Below are 19,656 nucleotides of genomic sequence, written 5' to 3'. Positions count from 1 at the left end.
GCAGTCTAATTTGGATATCGGTGCCAATACCATGGAAATCAATCAGGTGGAATTCATCGTGAGGGGCTTGGGTTATGTGAAGTCATTGGAAGACATTGAGAAGGCAGTGGTCAAGGTGAGCAATAATGTACCCCTTCGTATCCGGGATATTGCCAAAGTGAATATTGGACCGGCCAGCCGTGCAGAAAGAGCCATCTTGGACAAAGGAGGTGCTGAAGCTGTTGGTGGGGTAGTCGTAGCCCGCTATGGTGACAACCCACTGCAGGTGATTGATGCCATTAAATCTAAAATTGATGAAATCTCTCCAGGACTGCCCAGCAAGACATTGGAAGACGGGACGGTTTCCAAAGTGACCATCGTGCCTTTCTATGACCGTTCAGGCTTGATCAAGGAAACCTTGAATACACTGAATGAAGCCATCAGTTTACAGATTCTGATTACCATCATCGTGATTATGGTAATGGTGTACAATTTGAGGGCTTCTCTCCTGATCTCCGCACTATTGCCTTTGGCAGTATTGATGTGCTTCATCATGATGAAGTATGTGGGGGTGGATGCGAACATTGTAGCCTTGTCAGGAATTGCCATTGCCATTGGAACCATGGTGGATTTAGGAATTATTCTGAATGAAAATATCCTTCGCCATTTGGAAGAATCAGGTAATAAAAAATCCAAATTTCAAATTATCTATGAAGCCACCACTGAAGTGAGTTCGGCGATACTGACTGCGGTGATGACCACTATCGTCAGCTTTTTGCCGGTCTTTACGCTTCAGGCCGCAGAGGGTAAACTTTTTGGACCTTTAGCCTACACCAAAACTTTTGCTTTGATAGCGGCATTGATTTTTACTTTGGTCTTTATGCCGGCTTTTGCCCATTGGGTTTTCGGTGCAAAGGTCAAGTCTAAGCATTACAAAACCATTTTGAATGTTTTGATGGGATTGACAGGTCTGGTATTGCTGTTTTACTTCCCTTGGGCGGGATGGGTATTGTTGGCATTTTCTGCCAATCATTTAATCCATCACTTTTTCCCGAAACAAACACAGGAGGGACGCTACAAGAATCAGATAGCCATGTTTATTGCCGTGGTGGCGGTTTCGATATTGTTGGCGATTGAATGGAGACCTTTGGGTTTGACCCAATCCGTTTTTGTGAACTTTCTCTTTATCGGTTTGGTGGTTGGTTTGGTCTTGGGGGTATTTGCTTTATTTATCCGTTACTATGCCCAATTGTTGAACTGGTGTTTAGTGAATGCAAAGGTGTTTTTACTGATTCCTTTGACTGTCATCCTCTTAGCATTGAATATTTGGTTAGGATTTGGGAAAATCTTTGGATTTGTGGCCACTGGATTTGACAAGCTGAATGTAAATATCCGCACAACTTCTGTATGGTCGGGTTTGACGCATACTTTCCCTGGCATGGGGAAGGAATTTATGCCTGCCTTGAATGAGGGTTCTTTTCTTTTGATGCCTACTTCCATGCCGCATTCTGGTGTAGAGGCCAATATGCAAATTGTCAAACAACTTGACATGTTGGTTCAGGCCATACCAGAAGTGGAGATGGTGGTAGGAAAAGCAGGTAGGGCAGAAAGCCCTTTGGATCCTGCTCCCATGTCCATGTATGAGAACATCATCAATTACAAGACGGAATACCTGCAAGATGACAATGCCAGAAAACTTCGCTTCAAAGTGGATAAAGAAGGCAATTATCAGCTTGAAGTGAATGGAAAAGCATGGTGGTATGACCGTCAGGATGGGGCAATCTGGGATAACGATAAGAATTACATGGAGGAATCCCAGCGCAGGGCTGTGATTAGGAATGTTGCCAAGTACTTAGTGCCTGATGAAAGGCGTGGTCAATATTTTCGCCAGTGGAGGGATGAAATCCGTACGCCTGATGATATATGGGATGAAATCCAGGTAAGGACATCCAACCTGCCAGGGGTGACTTCTGCACCTAAACTCCAACCGATCGAAACCCGCCTGGTAATGTTGCAGACCGGGATGCGTGCCCCTATGGGGATGAAGGTGTATGGGCCAAATCTGGAAACCATTGAATCCTTTAGTTTGAAGTTGGAATCTGTCTTGAAAGAAGTTCCTTCAGTAAAGGGAGAAGCTGTATTCGCCGACCGTTCCTTAGGGAAGCCCTATTTGGAAATTGATTTGGACCGGACCCAACTGGGTAGATTTGGGCTGAATATTGCCGATGTGCAGGAATTCATAGAGGTAGCCATCGGTGGGATGACTTTGAGTACCACAGTGGAAGGAAGGGAGCGCTATGCCATCCGTGCGCGGTATGCCCGGGAATATAGAGACGATCCAGAGGCTTTGAGACGTATATTGGTCAGCACACCTACGGGTGCTCAGATACCATTGGGTCAGTTGGCAGAGATCAATTACCGGCCAGGACCGATGATGATCCGTGGCGAAAATACCTTTTTGGTAGGGTATGTTTTGTTTGATAAAAGGGATGGTTTTGCAGAAGGTTCTGTTGTAGACGATGCCCGCAATTATATCCAACAAAAAATCAATTCAGGTGAATTGGAAGTGCCTGCTGGAGTTTCTTACACCTTCTCTGGAAGTTATGAGAACCAGATCCGGGCAGAGAAGCGCTTAGCGATTGTGATTCCATTGTCATTAGCGGTGATTTTCCTGATTTTATTCCTGCAGTTCCGCTCTACAGCCATGGTATTGATGATTTTCTCTGCCATTGCTATGGCCTTTTCGGGGGGCTTCATGATGCTGTGGCTTTATGGACAAGATTGGTTCTTTGATTTCAATTTCTTGGGCACCAATATGCGGGAGCTCTTCCAGATGCGGACCTTCAACCTATCTGTGGCCGTTTGGGTAGGGTTTATCGCCCTCTTTGGTATTGCGACGGATGATGGCGTGGTGATGGGAACTTACCTCAAGCAAAGTTTCGAAAAGATCAAACCTGATAACGTTAAAGAGGTCCGCAAAGCAGTTTTGGAGGCAGGATTGAAAAGGGTGAGGCCTTGTCTGATGACCACTGCTACTACTTTATTGGCTTTGTTACCTGTTCTCACCAGTTCAGGTCGCGGTTCGGACATCATGATCCCTATGGCCATTCCAGCCTTTGGAGGGATGACGGTGGCATTGATTTCGTTGTTTATTGTGCCGGTGCTTTATGGTAAGTATCAAGAATTTAGGTTAAAAAGGAATTGATATTTATTGATATTGGATATTTGCAGATATTATCCTGTAAATCAAGTGTTTAATTAAATTATTGATGTCATGGGGGAAAATAAAGATTATATAAAATTGGAAGACTTAGAGGTCTATCAATTATCGAGATCATTATCAAAAAAAGCATGGGCCATTTATTCAAAATTAAATTGGCAAATGAGAAAGATTATGGGGGATCAATTTATTGAATCTTCAGACTCTATAGGCGCAAATATAGCAGAAGCTTATGGAAGGTATCATTATTTAGACAGGATAAGATTTTTATATAATAGTAGGGGTTCCAAATTGGAGTCAGTAAATCACTGGCTGAGTTTGATGCATGAAAGGGGCGTTATTTCTGATGATGAGTTTAAAGATGCAAAGGATACAGCTGAAAAATTAGCTGTAAAATTAAATAACTATATCAAATCTATTTACAATTCAAAAAATGAATTGAAATGAAGGAAGAATTAATAATAAAGAAGAGAATAGCTAATTCTTATTCCAGGAAAAGAAGTTGGTATCTAAATCAATATCTATCAATATCCTTCAATATCCACAAATATCTATTCCTTGTGGTATTACTTTCTATTTCCATCCTATTTCAATCCAGCGCACAAACCTTGGAAGATTACCTTGAAATAGCCGCAGAAAACAATCCTGCTTTGCAGGGTAGTTTCAAAATCTATCAGGCCTCCTTGGAAAAAACCAATCAGGTAAGTCTCGAATCACCCCAATTGAACATTGGGGTATTTACCAGGCCGATGGAATTGTTGATGGGGAATCAGCGGGCTGAGGCCTCGGTGATGCAAATGTTCCCTTGGTTTGGGATGTTGAGGACGCAGAAGGATGAGGCCACCCTGATGGCCGAAGCCAAATATGAGGAGTTTCGGCAGCAACGCAATGTGCTCTTGTATCAGGTAAAGGAGACTTATTTTCAGTTACAGCAATTGCAAAACACCATGGATATTACTAGTGCTAATCTGGAGATTTTGAAATCTTTGGAGCAATTGGCCATTATCCGTTACCAAGGAGGCAATACTTCTGAGGCCGTCTCCTCAGTTTCAACTGCTGTTAGCCGACCTGCCAGAGGAGGACAGCCAAGTGGAGGAGATGATGGTATGGGCATGGGAGGAGGAAGTACTTCGCGTGCTTCAGCAATGGGGCAGTCATCGGGGTCTGCTGCTTCCATGTCCAGTATGGGTTCTGGGGGAGGTTCTGGAAAGCTGACAGATGTGCTTCGCTTACAGGTGCAGATTAAAGCTTTGGAATCTGATTTACAACAGTTAGAAGTAGACAAGAGACCACTTTTGGTCCGATTCAACCAATTGCTTGGAAGGGATAAAAACGAGCCGGTCAACATTCAAAGCCAATTGGGAAGCAAAAAAGAAATGGGCTGGGAAATTGCCATGTTGGAGCAAATTCTTGAAAGCAATCCCATGCTGCTCATGCTGGAAAAAGAAGGATTGGCGTTTCAAAAGCAAGGGGAAATGGCGAAATTAGAAGGAAGGCCCATGTTTGGATTGGGATTGAATTACATGGTCTTTTCCCCTAGACCAGAATCTGGTGTTCCCGGTGGTATGGGGGGGATGGATTATATGCCAGCAGGAATGGGCAATAATATGGTCATGCCAATGGCAACAGTTTCTTTGCCCATTTACCGCAAAAAGTATAAAGCCATGGAAGCAGAATCCAGACTTTACAGGGAAGCCAATGAGCGCCAAAAAGAAGACTTGCAAAGAAATCTGGAAGCAGAGTTTGAATCTATCCTTGCCTCTATCAAAGATGCGGACCGCAAAGTCAGGCTTTTAGAAGAGCAAATCGAATTATCCGAGCAAACCTTGGAACTTTCTGTAACAGCTTATGCCACCGAGGGAAGTTCCTTCGAAGAAATCCTAAATATTCAGCGAGAGCTTTTGGATTTCCGATTGAATCTCCTGAATACGAAGATTGAAAGGGAGATTGAATTTGCGAGGGTGGAAACGTTGGTTGGGATATGAAATAGATATTTATGGATACTGATTGATATTATGATATTGGAGACTAGGTTTCTGACTTGTTGCTCCCCAATATCCGTGAATATCTAATATCCATCAATATCTATCATCAAAATGAAATAGATATAGATTTTCAAATAAGACAATGAACAACAAAAAGAACATACTCATCATCATCCTTGGCTGCCTTTTCTTTGGTGGCTTAGCAGGTTGGTTGGTCCGAGGGACTGATGATCATCCTGACCACGAACACTTCCATGTTGCGGAAGATGGGACGATTTATACCTGTTCCATGCACCCTCAGATCCGTCAAAATGAACCCGGGCAATGTCCACTTTGTGGAATGGCTTTGACTCCTGTAAGTAGCGGTTCCGGTGATTCCAATCCATTCGTTCTGGAAATGACACCTGAGGCCGTTGCGCTTTCCAATGTACAATTGACCCGTGTGAAATCAGGAGCCGGTACCGGTAAACTGACCTTGACCGGTAAAATCCAAACCAATGAGCAACGGGTCAAAAGTCTGACGGCCAATTTTGCCGGCAGGGTTGATCAATTGTTTGTCAACTTCACCGGACAGGAAGTGAGGAGAGGAGAGAAGTTAGCAACATTGTATTCACCAGAGTTGGTCAATGCCCAAAAAGAACTCTTGGAAACAGCGAAAATCAAAGAACGGCAGCCTGCGCTCTATCAAGCGGCAAAAGAGAAGTTAAGGCTTTGGAAGATTTCTGATGATCAAATTGCCCGCATAGAGCAATCCGGGCAGATTCAAACCCAGTTTGATGTCTATGCTGATGTCGCGGGCGTAGTTACTGCCAGAAATGTGGCTGTGGGAGATTTTGTCAACAGAGGTTCGGTCCTATTTGAAATTGTGGATTTAAGTACCGTTTGGGTAATCCTGGATGCCTATGAATCTGATCTGGGTGCCATCCGTAAAGGTGATGATTTGAGTTTTCTGGTGTCTGCTTATCCGGGCAGGGAGTTCAAAGCCAAGGTGACCTATATCGACCCTGTGCTGAATCCGGATACCCGTACTGTGGGTGTTCGTGCAGAGGCAGCAAATAGGAATTTTGAATTGAAACCGGAAATGTTTGTTTCAGCTATCATTTCCACTGCACAGTCCACTCAAACTGGCTTGATGGTTCCCAAAACGTCCATTTTATGGACAGGTCCCAGATCTGTGGTCTATGTGCAGGTAGGTAATAAGGAAGCTCCTGCGTTTGAAATGCGGGAAATTGAACTGGGACCTCGTGTTGGAGATGATTATTTGGTGCTTTCCGGAGTTGAAGAAGGGGATCAAGTGGTCAGCAATGGGGTTTTTGCTGTAGATGCAGCGGCCCAGTTGTCGGGGAATTACAGCATGATGCTCAGGCCAGAAGTGAAGTCCATTGAAGTACCGGAGGAATTCAAGGCCCAATTGACTGCTTTTGTAAAGGCTTATCTACCCATCAAGAATGCTTTAGTGAAGACAGATGCCAAAGAAACCCAAAACACGGTCAATCCTGCGAAAGCCATTTTGGCAAAAGTAGATATGAAGTTGTTAGAGGACAAAGCTCATGATATTTGGATGGATATTTTGAAACCTATGCAAAGCAGCTTGGACAAAATAGCCCAAACTTCTGATGTAGAAGAACAGCGGAAGCATTTCGAAACCTTGTCAGATAATCTTATTGAGGCGGTGGAATATTTTGGGGTAACGGAGCAAACCATTTACCGCCAATACTGTCCCATGGCCTTCAGAGACAAAGGGGCTTACTGGCTCAGCGGAGAAAAAGAAATCCGGAACCCCTATTTTGGTGACATGATGCTGACCTGTGGAGAGGTAAAAGAAACCTATCAACCGGGGAAGAGAGTGACTTCATCTTCAGATAAAAAGCCAGAGGCGCATGTGGGTCATCAACATTAAATTAGATATTAATTGATACCGGGTTGATATTGGCTGATGTTTTGATATTGAGCTTTACCCAATACCCCAAAATCTAAACATCAACTAATGTTTTGATAAAAAATAATTAATCTAACAATAAGAAATGATATGAAAATCAGAACCTATATCCTCATCATAGCCACTTTACTTATGATCTCCTGTGCTTCGGAGAAGTCGGAACAAAAGGAGAAAGCCAAAGAGGAGCATTCACACCATGACCACAGTGCCCATACGGGATCTTCAAATTCGAAAAGTCCAAGGACAGCGGCCATGGCGAATATTGGATCTAACCACGTCCATATTGATTATTCCGCTCCAAGTGTCAGGGGAAGGGAAATATTCGGGGGCTTGGTGGCCTTTGGCGAAGTCTGGGTGACAGGGGCACATACTGCCACAAGTATATCCTTTAATGAAGACCTTGAGATAGAAGGGAAATCAATCCCAGCAGGGAAATATGCCCTTTTCACTATTCCAGGAAGGGAAAAATGGACCTTAATTCTCAATAAGAATTATGAACAGCATTTAGCAGATGATTACGAGGAATCTGAAGATGTGGGCAGATGGGAAGTGATTCCCTCAAATTTGGAAGAACCTGTCGAACAGCTCAGATTTGAAGTGCTTGAAGTGGATGAGAAAAATGGGCTCCTTAAGTTTGCTTGGAGTGAAACGGGATTTGAAGTGAAGTTGAGCGTCAATTAAGCTCACATTCATTTTTCTTCCATATAAGTATTTAAACTTACAAAATGGGCAATGCTCTCTTTAAGGGCATTGTCCAGTTTTTCTGCTTCTGATTTTAGCATATTTAAAAGCTTACCGTTTCCAGCTGCGTTTTTTTCATGGTCCATCAGTTCTAAAATCCCTAAAATATTGGCCAATCTTGCCCTCATGTCATGAGATTGGTTGAAGGTCAGGTTTTTAAGTAGTTCCTGTTGTTTTTGAAGTAGGATAATGGCATGATTGTTCTCATCATCTGGGGTACCGGTTTTATGACCTATCCCTGTAATATCAGCCAATTTTTTTCTGGAGTATCTTAAGAAAAACTCCCATTTTGACCATTCAAAGTCTTTTCCATCCCCTCTTAATATTCTCAGGTCGATGGTGAAACTTCTTTCTTTGTGAGATAGTGCGTTTTTCAACAGGAATTGATATTTTGAAAAATCTTCAGGGAAAACGTATGCAGAAAAATTAGAGCCGATAAGCTGTGATTCAGCAAATTCCCAGGTTTTGTTAAGTTTGGGATTAATGCTAGTTATTTGATGACTTTCGTCTAATAAAATCGCAAACAAATAAGATGAGGAGTTTAATTTTTCCTCAACCTGAAGACTTGAAAGTTTACCTGGGTTCATTGTTAAAAATTTGAACCAATATACTTTCCTGTAAGTTAAAAAGCAAAAAAAATATTCAAATAACATTTAAATGCATTTAAAATGGAAGATTCACTGCTTTTGAACAGAGATACTTTTGGAAATCAGGCCAATTTGGGTCAACTGATGGATGTGGAAGAGGCAAGGCAACTTTTGAATTCATGGGTTACCAATGAGAAATTGGTTTTTCATATGTTGCAGGTAGGTCATTTGATGAAGGCTTATGCGGCTTCAAAAGGTTATGATGAATTTACCCAAAAGCTTTGGCACTTATCTGGCTTGCTGCATGATGCAGACTGGGACCAATGGCCTGAGCAGCATTGTCGAAAAATTATAGAAGAATTAGAGGAACGCAATCAAGATCCGCGGATGATCAAGGCCATTGCTTCCCATGGACCCAAATATTTTGGTGTTGATCCTGATTCAGAACTGGATAAGATGCTCTATGCTTTTGATGAACTGTCAGGATTTGTACATGCTTATTCCCTGATGCGACCGCAGGGATATGACGGTATGGAGATCAAAGGAGTGAAAAAGCGCTTGAAAGACAAAAGTTTTGCCGCTCAGGTCAGCCGGGATGATATCGCAGATGCCTCCCAAAGGGCTGGGATTTCAGTAGATGAATTGATTCAATTTGTGATTGATCATCAATTGAGGGGTTAAAAAGAATTTAAAAATTCCATAGGAGTCAAGACCTGTAAATTTTCAGTCGCTTTTTTATAATCTTTGACATTTCGGGTAATAAAATAATCTGCGCCATAATTCAGAGCAGTATAGTATTGTAAGGCATCTTCTTTATCATGGAATTCTGATCTTAATGCTTCTCTCAAGGCTGTTTTTCCTCCTGAAATGATCTTGCAAGAAGCTGTAAAATCTTCTAATAGTTTTGTTGAATCTTCAAGTTTGTATATTTCAAACGTCAAATAAAATAGATTCCCAAGACTGCATTCACCAAACAATAGCTCTATTTTATTTTTGAGAAAAAGATCAATGAGTTTAACGGATGTTTCAAAATAGGGAGATCTTTTGGAAATAATATCAAAAGCAACGTCAGTATCCAGATAAACTTCAGGCATATTTCCTTTTTATAAATTCTTTGAGTAAGTCTTTGTCAGATTTAGTTTCAATGGTTGGTGCACTTTTTAACCTTTCCAATAACCTCTTGGCTGCCCGTTGCTCCTCGGTTTGAATAGGATTATCGGATGAATCTTCAAAAATTTCTTCAATCATTCTTGACAATGATATGCCTCTAGCCTTTGCCCTTTTCTTAGCAGTTTCAATAACACTCTTTTTGATGGTTAAGGTAAGTTTAGTCTTCATGAATGCACGTGTTTAATCAAAAATACGTATTTTTTTTTAAAAATTCATAATATTGTTGCAAATGGAAGATTTGGCCTAATCATATTAAAAAAAAAGACCTGGTAAATTTCTCTCACCAGGTCTTCATCAATGTTTTTTGGTTAAATGTCCTCTTGGTCATCCTCCCCTTCATATTCTACCAATCGGGCTTCTTCTTCGGGGGAATCGGATTTACTTGCTAGATTTTCCTGTCTGATGGCTTCCCTTCTCTCCTGTTCCGCTTTGACCTCACTTAAAGGTTTCAAATTGGCAGGTGGAGGGGGTAGGAGTTCTTCGTCATCATGTTCGTATGGGAAAACTTCCACTATAGGACTTTCTGTAATGTCAGGGACACGGAATGTAACCAACATGTTACTCAGGCTCTCATGAATACGGTCGTAAGCCTCTTTTACATCATGAGCTGTCACCAGCATATACTGGGTTACCTTTTTTTCTTTTCCACTGTCTGCGTCTGCCACTACATAGGTGATTTTACATTTGTGCCAGATATCTATATCATCGTATGGAAATACATCCACAAAATTACTCTTTGAAATATTGGTGACCTGAAAATCACCCCTGATGGTGGAACCCAGCATATCGTAAATCCTGGCCTCAGCCTCCGTAAAGGAAACTGCATCCACCAGATATTGCTCAGATACGTTTTTCAGTAACCCCTGCTCATTTTCCTTGGCATATTTAACCTTACACAAAAACCAGATTCTCATAAGTCAACGTTTAATTCAGATAGCGAAGGTAAGGGATAGGAATTTAAGCCACAATGAAAAATCCCATTTAGAATTCAACTAAAATTCTACTATCTTTTGACTGAATTAAAGTCTTATGTGGGACAAGATTATCTACAGCTTTCCGGTTCAATTGCTCTTTCTTCATCTGAGAAAGAATTTGTTGCTTTTGGTTACATGGGGACTTTTGGTACTCATTATTTTCCAAAGTTTTGGAACTGTTTTGGGTATTCCTTTTCTTTTTTTGGATCCTGAGTACCTCAATCGGGTTTCTTGGAGGAGTTTTTTCCTGGTTGGTATTGCGCTGGCTATTTTCACAATGGCCTTTCATATGACCACCTATATTTTGGATGGACCCAGGTTTAAGTTTCTGGCCATCATACCCCGTCCCTTCTTACAATATTGCCTCAATAATTCAATTATTCCATTAAGCTTTTACCTGCTGTACCTTTACGCATTCATTGCATTCCAATTGGACAATGAACATGAAAATAATAGGATCATTTGGGAATATTTTCTCGGTTTCAGTGCGGGTTCTATAATTACTTACACCTTACTCTTTGTCTATTTCGGATTCACCAACAAGGATTTTTTTGTGCTTTTTGCCGGAACCGTTGAAAAGCAGTTGCGGAAAACCAAGATCTCCAGGGCCAATATGCTCAAAAGGATCAAAGAAAGTAAGCGCGCGAAGTATAAAGTGCTGGATTATCTGGATATTTCCTTCAGATTTAAGTTGGTCAGGCAGGACCTTTCCGGTTTTGAGGGACAGCAACTCCTTAGGGTTTTTGACCAAAACCACCTGAACATGATCATCATTCAAACGGCATTGATCAGTTTGATACTTTTGATGGGTATTTTCAGGGAAACGCCCTTTTTGCAGTTACCGGCTGCAGCCAGTGGAATCTTATTACTGGCCATAGCCACCATGTTGGTCGGAGCAGTCTCCTTTTGGTTGAGGGACTGGGGTACCCCTGCGGTATTGGCTTTTATATTGGTTTTTAATTCCCTGTCCAATACCACTTGGTTCAATCGGCCCCATGAAGCTTTTGGTTTGGATTATGACACCGAACCGGCTAGCTATAATTTGGAAAAACTGAATGCCATCCTGCATCCGGATACAGTAAAAGCTGATAGGGAGTATACGCTGCAGATCCTTGAAAACTGGAAAGCCAAGTTTCCGGAAGGCAGCAAACCCAAAATGGTCTTTATCACTGTCAGTGGAGGGGGGCAAAGGGCAGCACTTTGGTCTTTGAAGGTACTTCAGGACGCCCATTTTGTGACCGGTAACCGTCTTTTTGAACACACCCAGTTGATCACTGGAGCCTCGGGGGGATTGATTGGGGCAGCGGTTTTCCGTGAGATATACCTACAGTCTTTGGATGACCCCTCGATCAGTGTCAAAGATGAAAGGTATCTGGACCAGATTTCCTCAGATAACCTCAATCCTATCATTTTCACCCTGCTTGTAAATGACCTCTTGTTCCGAAATCAGTATTTCGATTACAATGGCAGGCGTTATTTAAAAGACCGTGGCTATGCTTTTGAAAATCAGTTGAATATCAATATGCAAGGGATTTTAGATAAACCCTTGTCTGCATATAGGGAGCCTGAATTCCGATCCCTAATTCCCATGTTGCCTGTCACCCCACTTGTTACCAATGATGGCCGAAAGCTTTATATTGCACCTTATCCCATCAGCTACTTTGGAGTTTCCAATAAAAGGGTAGAGGGCTTGAATGAAAAAAGTCAAGGAATTGATTTTCAGCGATTTTATTCCCGTCATGATGCCTTAAGTCTTCGCTTTATCACTGCATTAAGAATGGGAGCCACCTTTCCTTTCATCACACCCAATATACAATTGCCTTCCAAGCCCCAAATGGAAACCATGGATGCAGGTTTGTCTGATAATTTCGGTATGCAGGATGCATTGAAATTTATTGATGTATTTGAAGATTGGATAAGGGATAATACCTCAGGTGTTCTTCTTTTGACTATCCGGGATTCAGAGAAGTTTTCTGATATCGATCAAAAATATCCTCCCACTTTACTGGAAAAGTTTTTTACCCCATTGAAAAATATCTACATCAACTGGGATAATGTTCAGACCTTGCACAACGAAGTACTGTTTACTAGAATAAAAGAAAGTGTGGATTTCCCAATGGAAAGGATAGAGTTTGAATACTCCACCCTGCAATACCTCAGAGAAAGGGGCTTGGCTGATGAAGAGGGGGTATTTAATCAGCTAGAACAGGAAATTCAGCGTGCTTCACTCAACTGGCGACTTACTGCAAGGGAGAAGAAGTCTATCATTGATAATATCGCTTCTCCCATCAACAGAAAATCACTCAACAGACTTAAGGAGTATCAATTTTTGGAGTAGCAAGGATCAATCAATTTCTACATCTGCTTCAAATTTTTCCAAGGCATCAGGCTTTCCGGCCACGTAGACTACATCGCCCAATTTTAGCTTTTCATCCGGGTGTATTGTGGTAATTGTTTTCCCATTTCTTTTGATCGCAACGACATTGATTCCAAGCTCATTTCTTAAACCAGATTCTCTTAAGGTATTGTTGATATATTTACCTGTATCTTTTTCTACCATAACCCCTACAAAATTGATTTCCGGCAAGTCTATTTTTTTACGTGGCATTTTATCACCGGGCGAAAATCTAAAAAGCTCATAATTATGTGATCTGACCTCCTCAGTAAAATCTTCAATATCATGCTTTGGTATCAGGTATTTTCCTAAGACCCTTGTAAATATTTCTATTGAGGTTTCGAATTCCTCAGGTATCACCTCATCAGCCCCCAATTTGAGATTATCTTCTATTTCATTCACATAACGTGTGCGGACAATGATATATGGGTTTTGGGTCATATGCCGGATGGCAGCAATGATTCTTTTTGTAGCCTCTGCATTGGATATTGCTATGACAGCAACCCTGGCTTTATTGATTTTTACATGCTCCAGTACGGTTTCATTGGCGGCATCCCCATAAGTAATGGGCTCCCCTTTAATGGACTCTTCTCTTACCGTGGCGGGATTCATTTCAATGATGGCATATGGAATATCAGCAGTTTTAGCCGCTTTGGATAAATTACGTCCATTGAGGCCATATCCTATGATGACCAAATGGTCTTTTAATTCTTCTTCCAGTTTGATTTCTGGATGGTCCTCATTACCAAATTTTTTATTGAGCCTTTTGGGAAGGGGAAGGTTAAGAATAGAACAGGAAATTTCTTCCCGTTTTTTCAAAACAAAAGGAGTCACAGCCATGGTAAGTATAGAAATGGCTAGAAAATACTGGTAGGTGTCAGCGTCTAATAGACTATAATTTAAACCCACTTTGGCCAAGAGTAAGGAGAACTCACCCACTTGGAAGATGGAAAAAGCGACCATAAAAGCTTCTTTAAACCCCTGCCCAATAACCCTTACTGCAATACTTGCAGTGATGAACTTGATGATAAAAGTCAGCAAGGTCAAAGCTAAAATCGGGATAATGTGTTCGAATAGGAAGGTGATGTCAAATAACATCCCCACTGATACAAAGAAGAAGCTTAGGAAAACTTCCCTGAAAGGCAGGATTTTTCCTGTGGCGTGGTGACTGTAATCAGACTCACTGATAATCAATCCTGCAAGAAAAGCACCTAGACCCAGTGATAGTCCCAATAAAGAAGTGGCATAAGCCACAGCAAAACAGATTACAATGATACTTAAAAGAAAAAGCTCTTCATTTCTGGTTTTCGCGATGCGATAAAGTAGGGTAGGGACGAAATATTTCGCACTCAATAAGGTCAGAATGACCACCAAGGTGCCTTTTAGGGCCATGAGGAATAAGGACCAAGCTACATTATCCGTTTCACCTGCCAACATAGGTGTGAAAAGCATCAAAGGCACAATCACGATATCCTGGAAAATCAAAATAGCCAAGGTAGTCCGGCCAGGTATGGTGTTGATCTGACCTCCTTCCTGTAAAAGCTTAAGTACTATGGCTGTACTGCTCAACGAAAATAGAAAACCGATAAAAACGGATACAGCCCAGTCAAAACCCAAAAAATAAGAAACAAATGTGCTAATCAATATGGTCAGCGTAACCTGCAAAGCTCCACCTATAAATACAGCTTTTTTAATGGCCATCAGGCTTTTCAGTGAAAATTCCATCCCTATGACAAACAAAAGCAGGATAACCCCGATTTCCGAAAGTATGTCTACCGTATCGGAAGCCTGTACCAAAGAAAGACCATAAGGCCCAGCTAGGGCACCGGTAAACAAGAAACCAATGATCGTAGGGATCTTCAAACGCATGAATACGAGGATAACCAAAGTGGCCAATCCAAAGATCCATACGATGTCGGACAGCATGGGGATTTCTACGGCAGCAAAAATTAAATTAATCATAAAAGCGGTTTAGGTAATCATATCTCAATCTTAAAAATACAAGGAAAAAAATAAAAAATCCCCATGAGAGTTTATTATCCAAATTTTAAAATCCAGAATGACTCAATGGCAATAGGCGCCTTCTTGGATGAAGTTAGGCATGAATCAATATGCTAACCCAAGTTTTTTATAAATAAAATGCATCAGCCAAGCCGGGCCAATCATCAAAAACTGGAGATCTTTCAGAAATGAGGGCTTTTTCCCTTCAATTTTATGGCCATAAAACTGAAATATCCAAGCAATCACAAATATTCCCAAGCTGAGGGCCCAGAGTGGTACCGGTACTGTCAGGCTAAGCAAATTGGCCAGTGCCAGACATATGGCGGAGAAAAAAAACATACCCAAAGCGAGAGGTGGAGATAAGGTGACATAGTAAAAAAGCACGATAACCAAAGCTAGCGTTGCCCAGTTGGCAAAACTCCCTAAAAAAGGAAGTAAGCGCTCCACCGGTTCGGCTGGAATGCTATAAATTAAGCCTACAATACTGAAGAAAATAGCGGGTACGCAGATCCAATGAATGGCTTTGTTGGTCTCATTCTGATGGCTAAGGCCGTATTCGTGTAATAAATCATCAATTTTTCTCATGGTTTGAGGCGGTTAAGTGGTTTTGGATTGGATTATAAATATGAATTTAATAAATAGCCACCATAAAAATCCAATTTCAAGACAGATGTTGAGTTTCTGGGAGAAAAAAAACTTTCTAAAGCATGACCTGATTGTCATAGGAGGGGGTATTGTAGGGCTCTCTACGGCCATTCAGTATAAAGAATTGTTTCCTGAACGCAAGGTATTGGTCTTGGAGAGAGGTTTATTTCCCTCTGGAGCCAGCTCTAAGAATGCGGGATTTGCCTGCTTTGGAAGTCTGACAGAGATACTTGATGACCTGGAAGTACTTCCAAAAGAAGAAGTAGTAACACTTGTCAAACGGCGTTATGATGGGCTTTTGGCCATTCGGGAAAAGTTTGGTGATGCTGAACTTGAATTTCGGGAAGATGGAGGCTTTGAGCTTATCACTGACAAAGAGTTGTCGGCTATGCAAAAGTTGGAGGAAATCAATGAATTGCTATACCCCATTTTCAATCAGTTTGTTTTTTCAGCTTTACCAAGTCATGGAGCCTTTGGTTTTGGGCCCAAAGTAAAGGCTGTAGTCAAGAATGCATTTGAAGGAGAATTGGACAGTGGTAAATTCATCAACACATTGTGGCAGACATCTAGTAAGCTTGGCGTAAAAATTCTGACCGGGGCCAGGGTAAGTCGAATGATTCAAGAAGAGGGTATACTTGAAGTTGATGGCTTTGGAGAAAAAATACATTTTCGAGCAAGCCAATTAGCGCTTTGCACCAATGCCTTTACCTCCAGTTTCTTGCCTGATATGGACCTCAGACCTGGAAGGGGACTGGTGATGGTGACAGCTCCATTGCCCTATGAAATTCCCTGGAAGGGCGCTTTTCATTATGATAAAGGGTATGTGTATTTCCGCAATATTGATAACAGACTGCTTTTGGGAGGGGGTAGAAACATAGATTTTGAAGGAGAAGAGACGGTAGATTTTGGCATCAACCCTAATATTAAGCGCTATCTTTTGGAAATTATGAAAGAGGTAATATTTCCAAACAGTGCTCCAAAAATTGAGACGGAATGGTCTGGAATTATGGCCTTTGGTGCTGATAAAAGACCTATAGTGAAGACGTTGACACCTAATGTAGCCATGGCCGTACGACTGGGTGGCATGGGCGTGGCCATTGGTTGGCAGACCGCTTCCGAGCTGGTAAATCTTTTAAGTGAGGCTTGAATTTGATAAATTTTGTTAATTTCAGATTTTAAAACTTTTGAAAAATAATTGATGGCAACTAGTCGTAAAGAACCCACCCTACTGGAAGCATTGTTTCCGATCTTATTTTTAATTGTCCTATTGGTCATCAATATCATGATTTTTGGAACAGATGGGCTTTCTGGTTCCAATCAGATGGTGCTTGTCATTTCTTCTGCTGTGGCTGGATTGATGGCTATTTTCAGGTTAAGAATCAAATGGGGGAAATTGCAGGATGGGATTGTGAAAAGCATTTCTTCAGCCATGTCCAGTATCTTGATTTTATTGTTGATCGGTGCGCTGGCAGGAACTTGGTTGCTTAGTGGCATTGTGCCGGCCATGATTTATTACGGTTTGCAAATTTTGAATCCCACCATTTTTTTGATAGCCGCATGTATTGTAAGTGCCATAGTCTCCATAGCAACAGGGAGTAGTTGGACCACAGTGGCCACGGTTGGTGTCGCATTGTTGGGTATTGGTAAGGCTTTAGGCTTTGGCGAAGGCCTTATTGCCGGTGCAATCCTGTCCGGTGCTTATTTTGGAGATAAAATGTCTCCCCTTTCAGATACGACCAATTTGGCACCGGCCATGGCAGGAACTGACCTTTTTACCCATATCAGACATATGACCAAGACCACTGTACCTTCCATTTTGATTGCCTTAATCATTTTTGGTACGATAGGTATTGTATCCAACGCAGAAGGTTCCGTCTCACAGGTCAAGGAAATTTCAGCGGTAATTTTGGAAAACTTTAATGTCAACGGATGGTTGTTCATTGTACCTGTATTGGTCTTGTTGATGATTATTAAGAAAGTTCCTGCGGTACCTGCCCTTTTGGCCGGTGCTTTACTCGGTGGGGCCTTTGCTGTGGTATTTCAACCGGACATCATAAAGACCATTGCCAATGAACCTGAAGAAAGTTTTCTTTACCAGGCTTACAAAGGAGTTATGATGGCGCTATATGGTGAAATCAGCATTGTCACTGATAATGATGTGGTCAATGAACTGTTGATGACGGGGGGAATGGCTGGAATGCTCAATACGATTTGGCTGATTGTATGTGCAATGATATTTGGTGGAATTATGGAAGAAAGTGGGATGTTGAGGGTCTTGGCAGAAGCCATTATTGAAAAAGTTCATTCGGTGGGATCACTCATCGCATCTACAGCTGCTACCTGTGTCTTTTTCAACGTGACCACTTCGGATCAATATTTGGCCATATTGGTTCCGGGAAGGATGTATTCAGATATTTACAGGAAACGGGGGCTAAAACCTGAAAATCTCAGCAGGACGCTGGAGGACAGTGCCACAGTTACCTCTGTTCTTGTCCCTTGGAATACATGTGGTGCCACTCAGGCTTCTGTGCTTGGTGTGGCCACTCTGACTTATGCACCCTATTGTTTTTTTAATATCATTTCGCCTTTCATGACCATTTTGTTTGGGTATTTCAAATTGGGAATGAACTTTTACACAGAGGAAGAGATGATGGAGATTAAAAAAGAACTCGCAGTATGATCCTTAAAAAAATCAGTAAGGAGGAAATCAACGAATTACCATTAGGACAGTTTCAGGGAGATATTGTTTTGGTCAACTCAAAAGATCAGATCAAAGAAGTAGCCTTGGAATTAGACCGGCATAGCTTATTGGGTTTTGACACCGAAACCAGACCTTCTTTCCGGAAAGGTACCCAATATTATGTTTCTCTTTTGCAGTTGGCTACCGAGGACGTAGCTTTCCTGATCAGGTTAAATGAAATAGGTATGCCTGGTCCTATCCAGGAAATTTTAGAGGATCCCGAGGTCATTAAAATAGGTGCTGCAGTCCTGGACGACCTTAGGGGTTTGAGAAAAGTATCTATTGGTTTTGAGCCCCAAAGTTTTTTCGACCTGAATGATGAACTCAAAAAGGTGGGGTTCCAGAATATTGGCGTGCGAAACCTTGCAGCAATGGTGTTGCAAATGCGGATTTCCAAATCCGAGCAAGTATCCAACTGGGAGGCTGTTGAACTGACAGATCGGCAACAGCTTTATGCCGCTACGGATGCCTGGGTTTGCCTTGAAATTTATAAAAAGCTACAGTATCAGGGGTATTTGGATGAGTTGTTTAATCGGTGAAAAGGAAGATACAAGATACAAGATGCAAGACTCAAGACTTTGGTGTCAGTTACGAGAGACCTTATAAAATATGTATTTTCACCCTATTCAAATCTGAAATTTTAAGGGTGATTTCTTCTAAATGTTTTTGGCGAACTTCGACTACAAGCTGACATTGGTTGTCAAAATGTTGTTCAAGGATCTGAAGATCATATTCTTTGATCAGTTTCATGACCTCATTCATATTGAGGTACTCAAAATCAATTTTGACTTTGTCATGTAGGATGGCAGTAATGATTTCATTGTTGGCAATAGCTTCTGCAGCTGCAGTTTTATAGGCATTGATCAGTCCGGAAACCCCCAGTTTAGTCCCTCCGAAATACCGCACCACCACGATCATCACATTCGTCAGTCCATTTGATCGGATTTGCCCCAAGATAGGGTCTCCTGCAGAATGGTTGGGTTCACCATCATCATTGGCCCGGTATAGATCCTGGTTTTTCCCCAAAATGTAGGCATAACAGTGGTGTCTGGCATCGTAATAATTTTTCCGGAGTTGCTCTAAATGCTCCCTGATGTCATTTTCATCCTTTATAGGGAAAGCAAAAGCTAAAAACTTACTTCCTTTTTCTTTGTAAACTCCTTCAGATTCCCTTTTTAGGGTCAAATAACTATCTTCCGGTAAATGTTCCAGTGCCATGATTTGGTTTCTCTCTGTTTATGCTTCTTCGAGCTATCAAAATTAATGATTAATACTTTAGC

General features: G+C 41.6%; 17 protein-coding genes. 10 read left to right on the top strand and 7 right to left on the bottom strand.

Features of this window, described 5'->3' with window-relative positions:
• The 5 genes from B879_RS09170 to B879_RS09150 all read left to right on the top strand — a co-directional run.
• Positions 1-3,184 (top strand): efflux RND transporter permease subunit (locus B879_RS09170; protein WP_040400401.1); only part of this gene is annotated, 3,184 nt, incomplete at its 5' end.
• 69 nt (positions 3,185-3,253) lie between these two features.
• Positions 3,254-3,646 (top strand): four helix bundle protein, encoded by a 393-nt coding sequence (locus B879_RS09165; protein ID WP_009184890.1) that lies wholly within the window; start codon positions 3,254-3,256, stop codon positions 3,644-3,646.
• Positions 3,643-5,184, top strand: coding sequence for a TolC family protein (locus B879_RS09160; protein ID WP_009184889.1), 1,542 nt, complete (start codon positions 3,643-3,645; stop codon positions 5,182-5,184). The genes B879_RS09165 and B879_RS09160 overlap by 4 nt, the downstream gene beginning before the upstream one ends.
• Before the next feature lie 142 nt (positions 5,185-5,326).
• Positions 5,327-7,084: an efflux RND transporter periplasmic adaptor subunit gene (locus B879_RS09155; RefSeq protein WP_009184888.1), complete on the top strand. Its 1,758-nt coding sequence runs from the start codon at positions 5,327-5,329 to the stop codon at positions 7,082-7,084.
• A gap of 129 nt (positions 7,085-7,213) precedes the next feature.
• The gene (locus tag B879_RS09150) at positions 7,214-7,804 is read left to right on the top strand and encodes a DUF2911 domain-containing protein (RefSeq protein ID WP_009184887.1); all 591 of its coding nucleotides are present in this window, start codon (positions 7,214-7,216) and stop codon (positions 7,802-7,804) included.
• Positions 7,805-7,812: 8 nt separating this feature from the next.
• On the opposite strand, the gene B879_RS09145 is transcribed toward B879_RS09150, so the two are convergent.
• Positions 7,813-8,451: a PAS domain-containing protein gene (locus tag B879_RS09145; protein WP_202949610.1), complete on the bottom strand. Its 639-nt coding sequence runs from the start codon at positions 8,449-8,451 to the stop codon at positions 7,813-7,815.
• 81 nt (positions 8,452-8,532) lie between these two features.
• On the opposite strand from B879_RS09145, the gene B879_RS09140 reads away from it, so the two are divergent.
• A complete protein-coding gene (locus tag B879_RS09140) occupies positions 8,533-9,132 on the top strand; it encodes an HD domain-containing protein (RefSeq protein WP_009184885.1) in 600 nt (199 codons plus the stop codon).
• Here the strand turns inward: B879_RS09140 and B879_RS23180 are convergent.
• The 3 genes from B879_RS23180 to B879_RS09125 all read right to left on the bottom strand — a co-directional run bounded on the left by B879_RS23180 (position 9,129) and on the right by B879_RS09125 (position 10,535).
• Positions 9,129-9,545 (bottom strand): type II toxin-antitoxin system VapC family toxin, encoded by a 417-nt coding sequence (locus B879_RS23180; protein ID WP_009184884.1) that lies wholly within the window; start codon positions 9,543-9,545, stop codon positions 9,129-9,131. The two genes, B879_RS09140 and B879_RS23180, sit on opposite strands and share 4 nt — an antisense overlap.
• Positions 9,538-9,789 (bottom strand): DUF6364 family protein, encoded by a 252-nt coding sequence (locus B879_RS09130; protein ID WP_009184883.1) that lies wholly within the window; start codon positions 9,787-9,789, stop codon positions 9,538-9,540. The genes B879_RS23180 and B879_RS09130 overlap by 8 nt, the downstream gene beginning before the upstream one ends.
• Positions 9,790-9,929: 140 nt before the next feature.
• Positions 9,930-10,535, bottom strand: coding sequence for a DUF4494 domain-containing protein (locus B879_RS09125; RefSeq protein WP_009184882.1), 606 nt, complete (start codon positions 10,533-10,535; stop codon positions 9,930-9,932).
• 115 nt (positions 10,536-10,650) lie between these two features.
• Between B879_RS09125 and B879_RS09120 the strand changes: the two genes are divergently transcribed.
• The gene (locus tag B879_RS09120; RefSeq protein ID WP_009184881.1) at positions 10,651-12,933 is read left to right on the top strand and encodes a patatin-like phospholipase family protein; all 2,283 of its coding nucleotides are present in this window, start codon (positions 10,651-10,653) and stop codon (positions 12,931-12,933) included.
• A gap of 6 nt (positions 12,934-12,939) precedes the next feature.
• Here B879_RS09120 and B879_RS09115 read toward each other — a convergent pair whose 3' ends face one another.
• Both B879_RS09115 and B879_RS09110 read right to left on the bottom strand, forming a co-directional pair.
• Positions 12,940-14,952 carry a monovalent cation:proton antiporter family protein gene (locus B879_RS09115; protein WP_009184880.1) on the bottom strand — a complete coding sequence of 671 codons (2,013 nt, stop codon included), beginning with the start codon at positions 14,950-14,952 and terminating at the stop codon, positions 12,940-12,942.
• 144 nt (positions 14,953-15,096) lie between these two features.
• Positions 15,097-15,576: an Mpo1 family 2-hydroxy fatty acid dioxygenase gene (locus B879_RS09110; protein WP_009184879.1), complete on the bottom strand. Its 480-nt coding sequence runs from the start codon at positions 15,574-15,576 to the stop codon at positions 15,097-15,099.
• 40 nt (positions 15,577-15,616) lie between these two features.
• Here B879_RS09110 and B879_RS09105 point away from each other — a divergent pair, with 40 nt between their 5' ends.
• The 3 genes from B879_RS09105 to B879_RS09095 are packed head-to-tail and all read left to right on the top strand — an operon-like array spanning position 15,617 to position 18,915.
• Complete coding sequence (locus B879_RS09105) at positions 15,617-16,783, top strand: NAD(P)/FAD-dependent oxidoreductase (protein WP_238542112.1); 1,167 nt, start codon at positions 15,617-15,619, stop codon at positions 16,781-16,783.
• Positions 16,784-16,834: 51 nt separating this feature from the next.
• Entirely contained in the window at positions 16,835-18,316 is a 1,482-nt protein-coding gene (nhaC, locus tag B879_RS09100; protein ID WP_009184877.1) for a Na+/H+ antiporter NhaC, read from the top strand.
• Positions 18,313-18,915 carry a 3'-5' exonuclease gene (locus B879_RS09095; RefSeq protein WP_009184876.1) on the top strand — a complete coding sequence of 201 codons (603 nt, stop codon included), beginning with the start codon at positions 18,313-18,315 and terminating at the stop codon, positions 18,913-18,915. Before nhaC ends, B879_RS09095 begins: the two co-directional genes overlap by 4 nt.
• Before the next feature lie 61 nt (positions 18,916-18,976).
• On the opposite strand, the gene B879_RS09090 is transcribed toward B879_RS09095, so the two are convergent.
• A complete protein-coding gene (locus B879_RS09090; RefSeq protein WP_009184875.1) occupies positions 18,977-19,594 on the bottom strand; it encodes a YigZ family protein in 618 nt (205 codons plus the stop codon).
• Positions 19,595-19,656: the final 62 nt, after the last annotated feature.

Source organism: Cecembia lonarensis LW9, assembly GCF_000298295.1.
GTDB lineage: Bacteria > Bacteroidota > Bacteroidia > Cytophagales > Cyclobacteriaceae > Cecembia > Cecembia lonarensis.
Note: the sequence above shows the minus strand (reverse complement) of the source record. Positions and strands in the feature narration are given on the sequence as shown.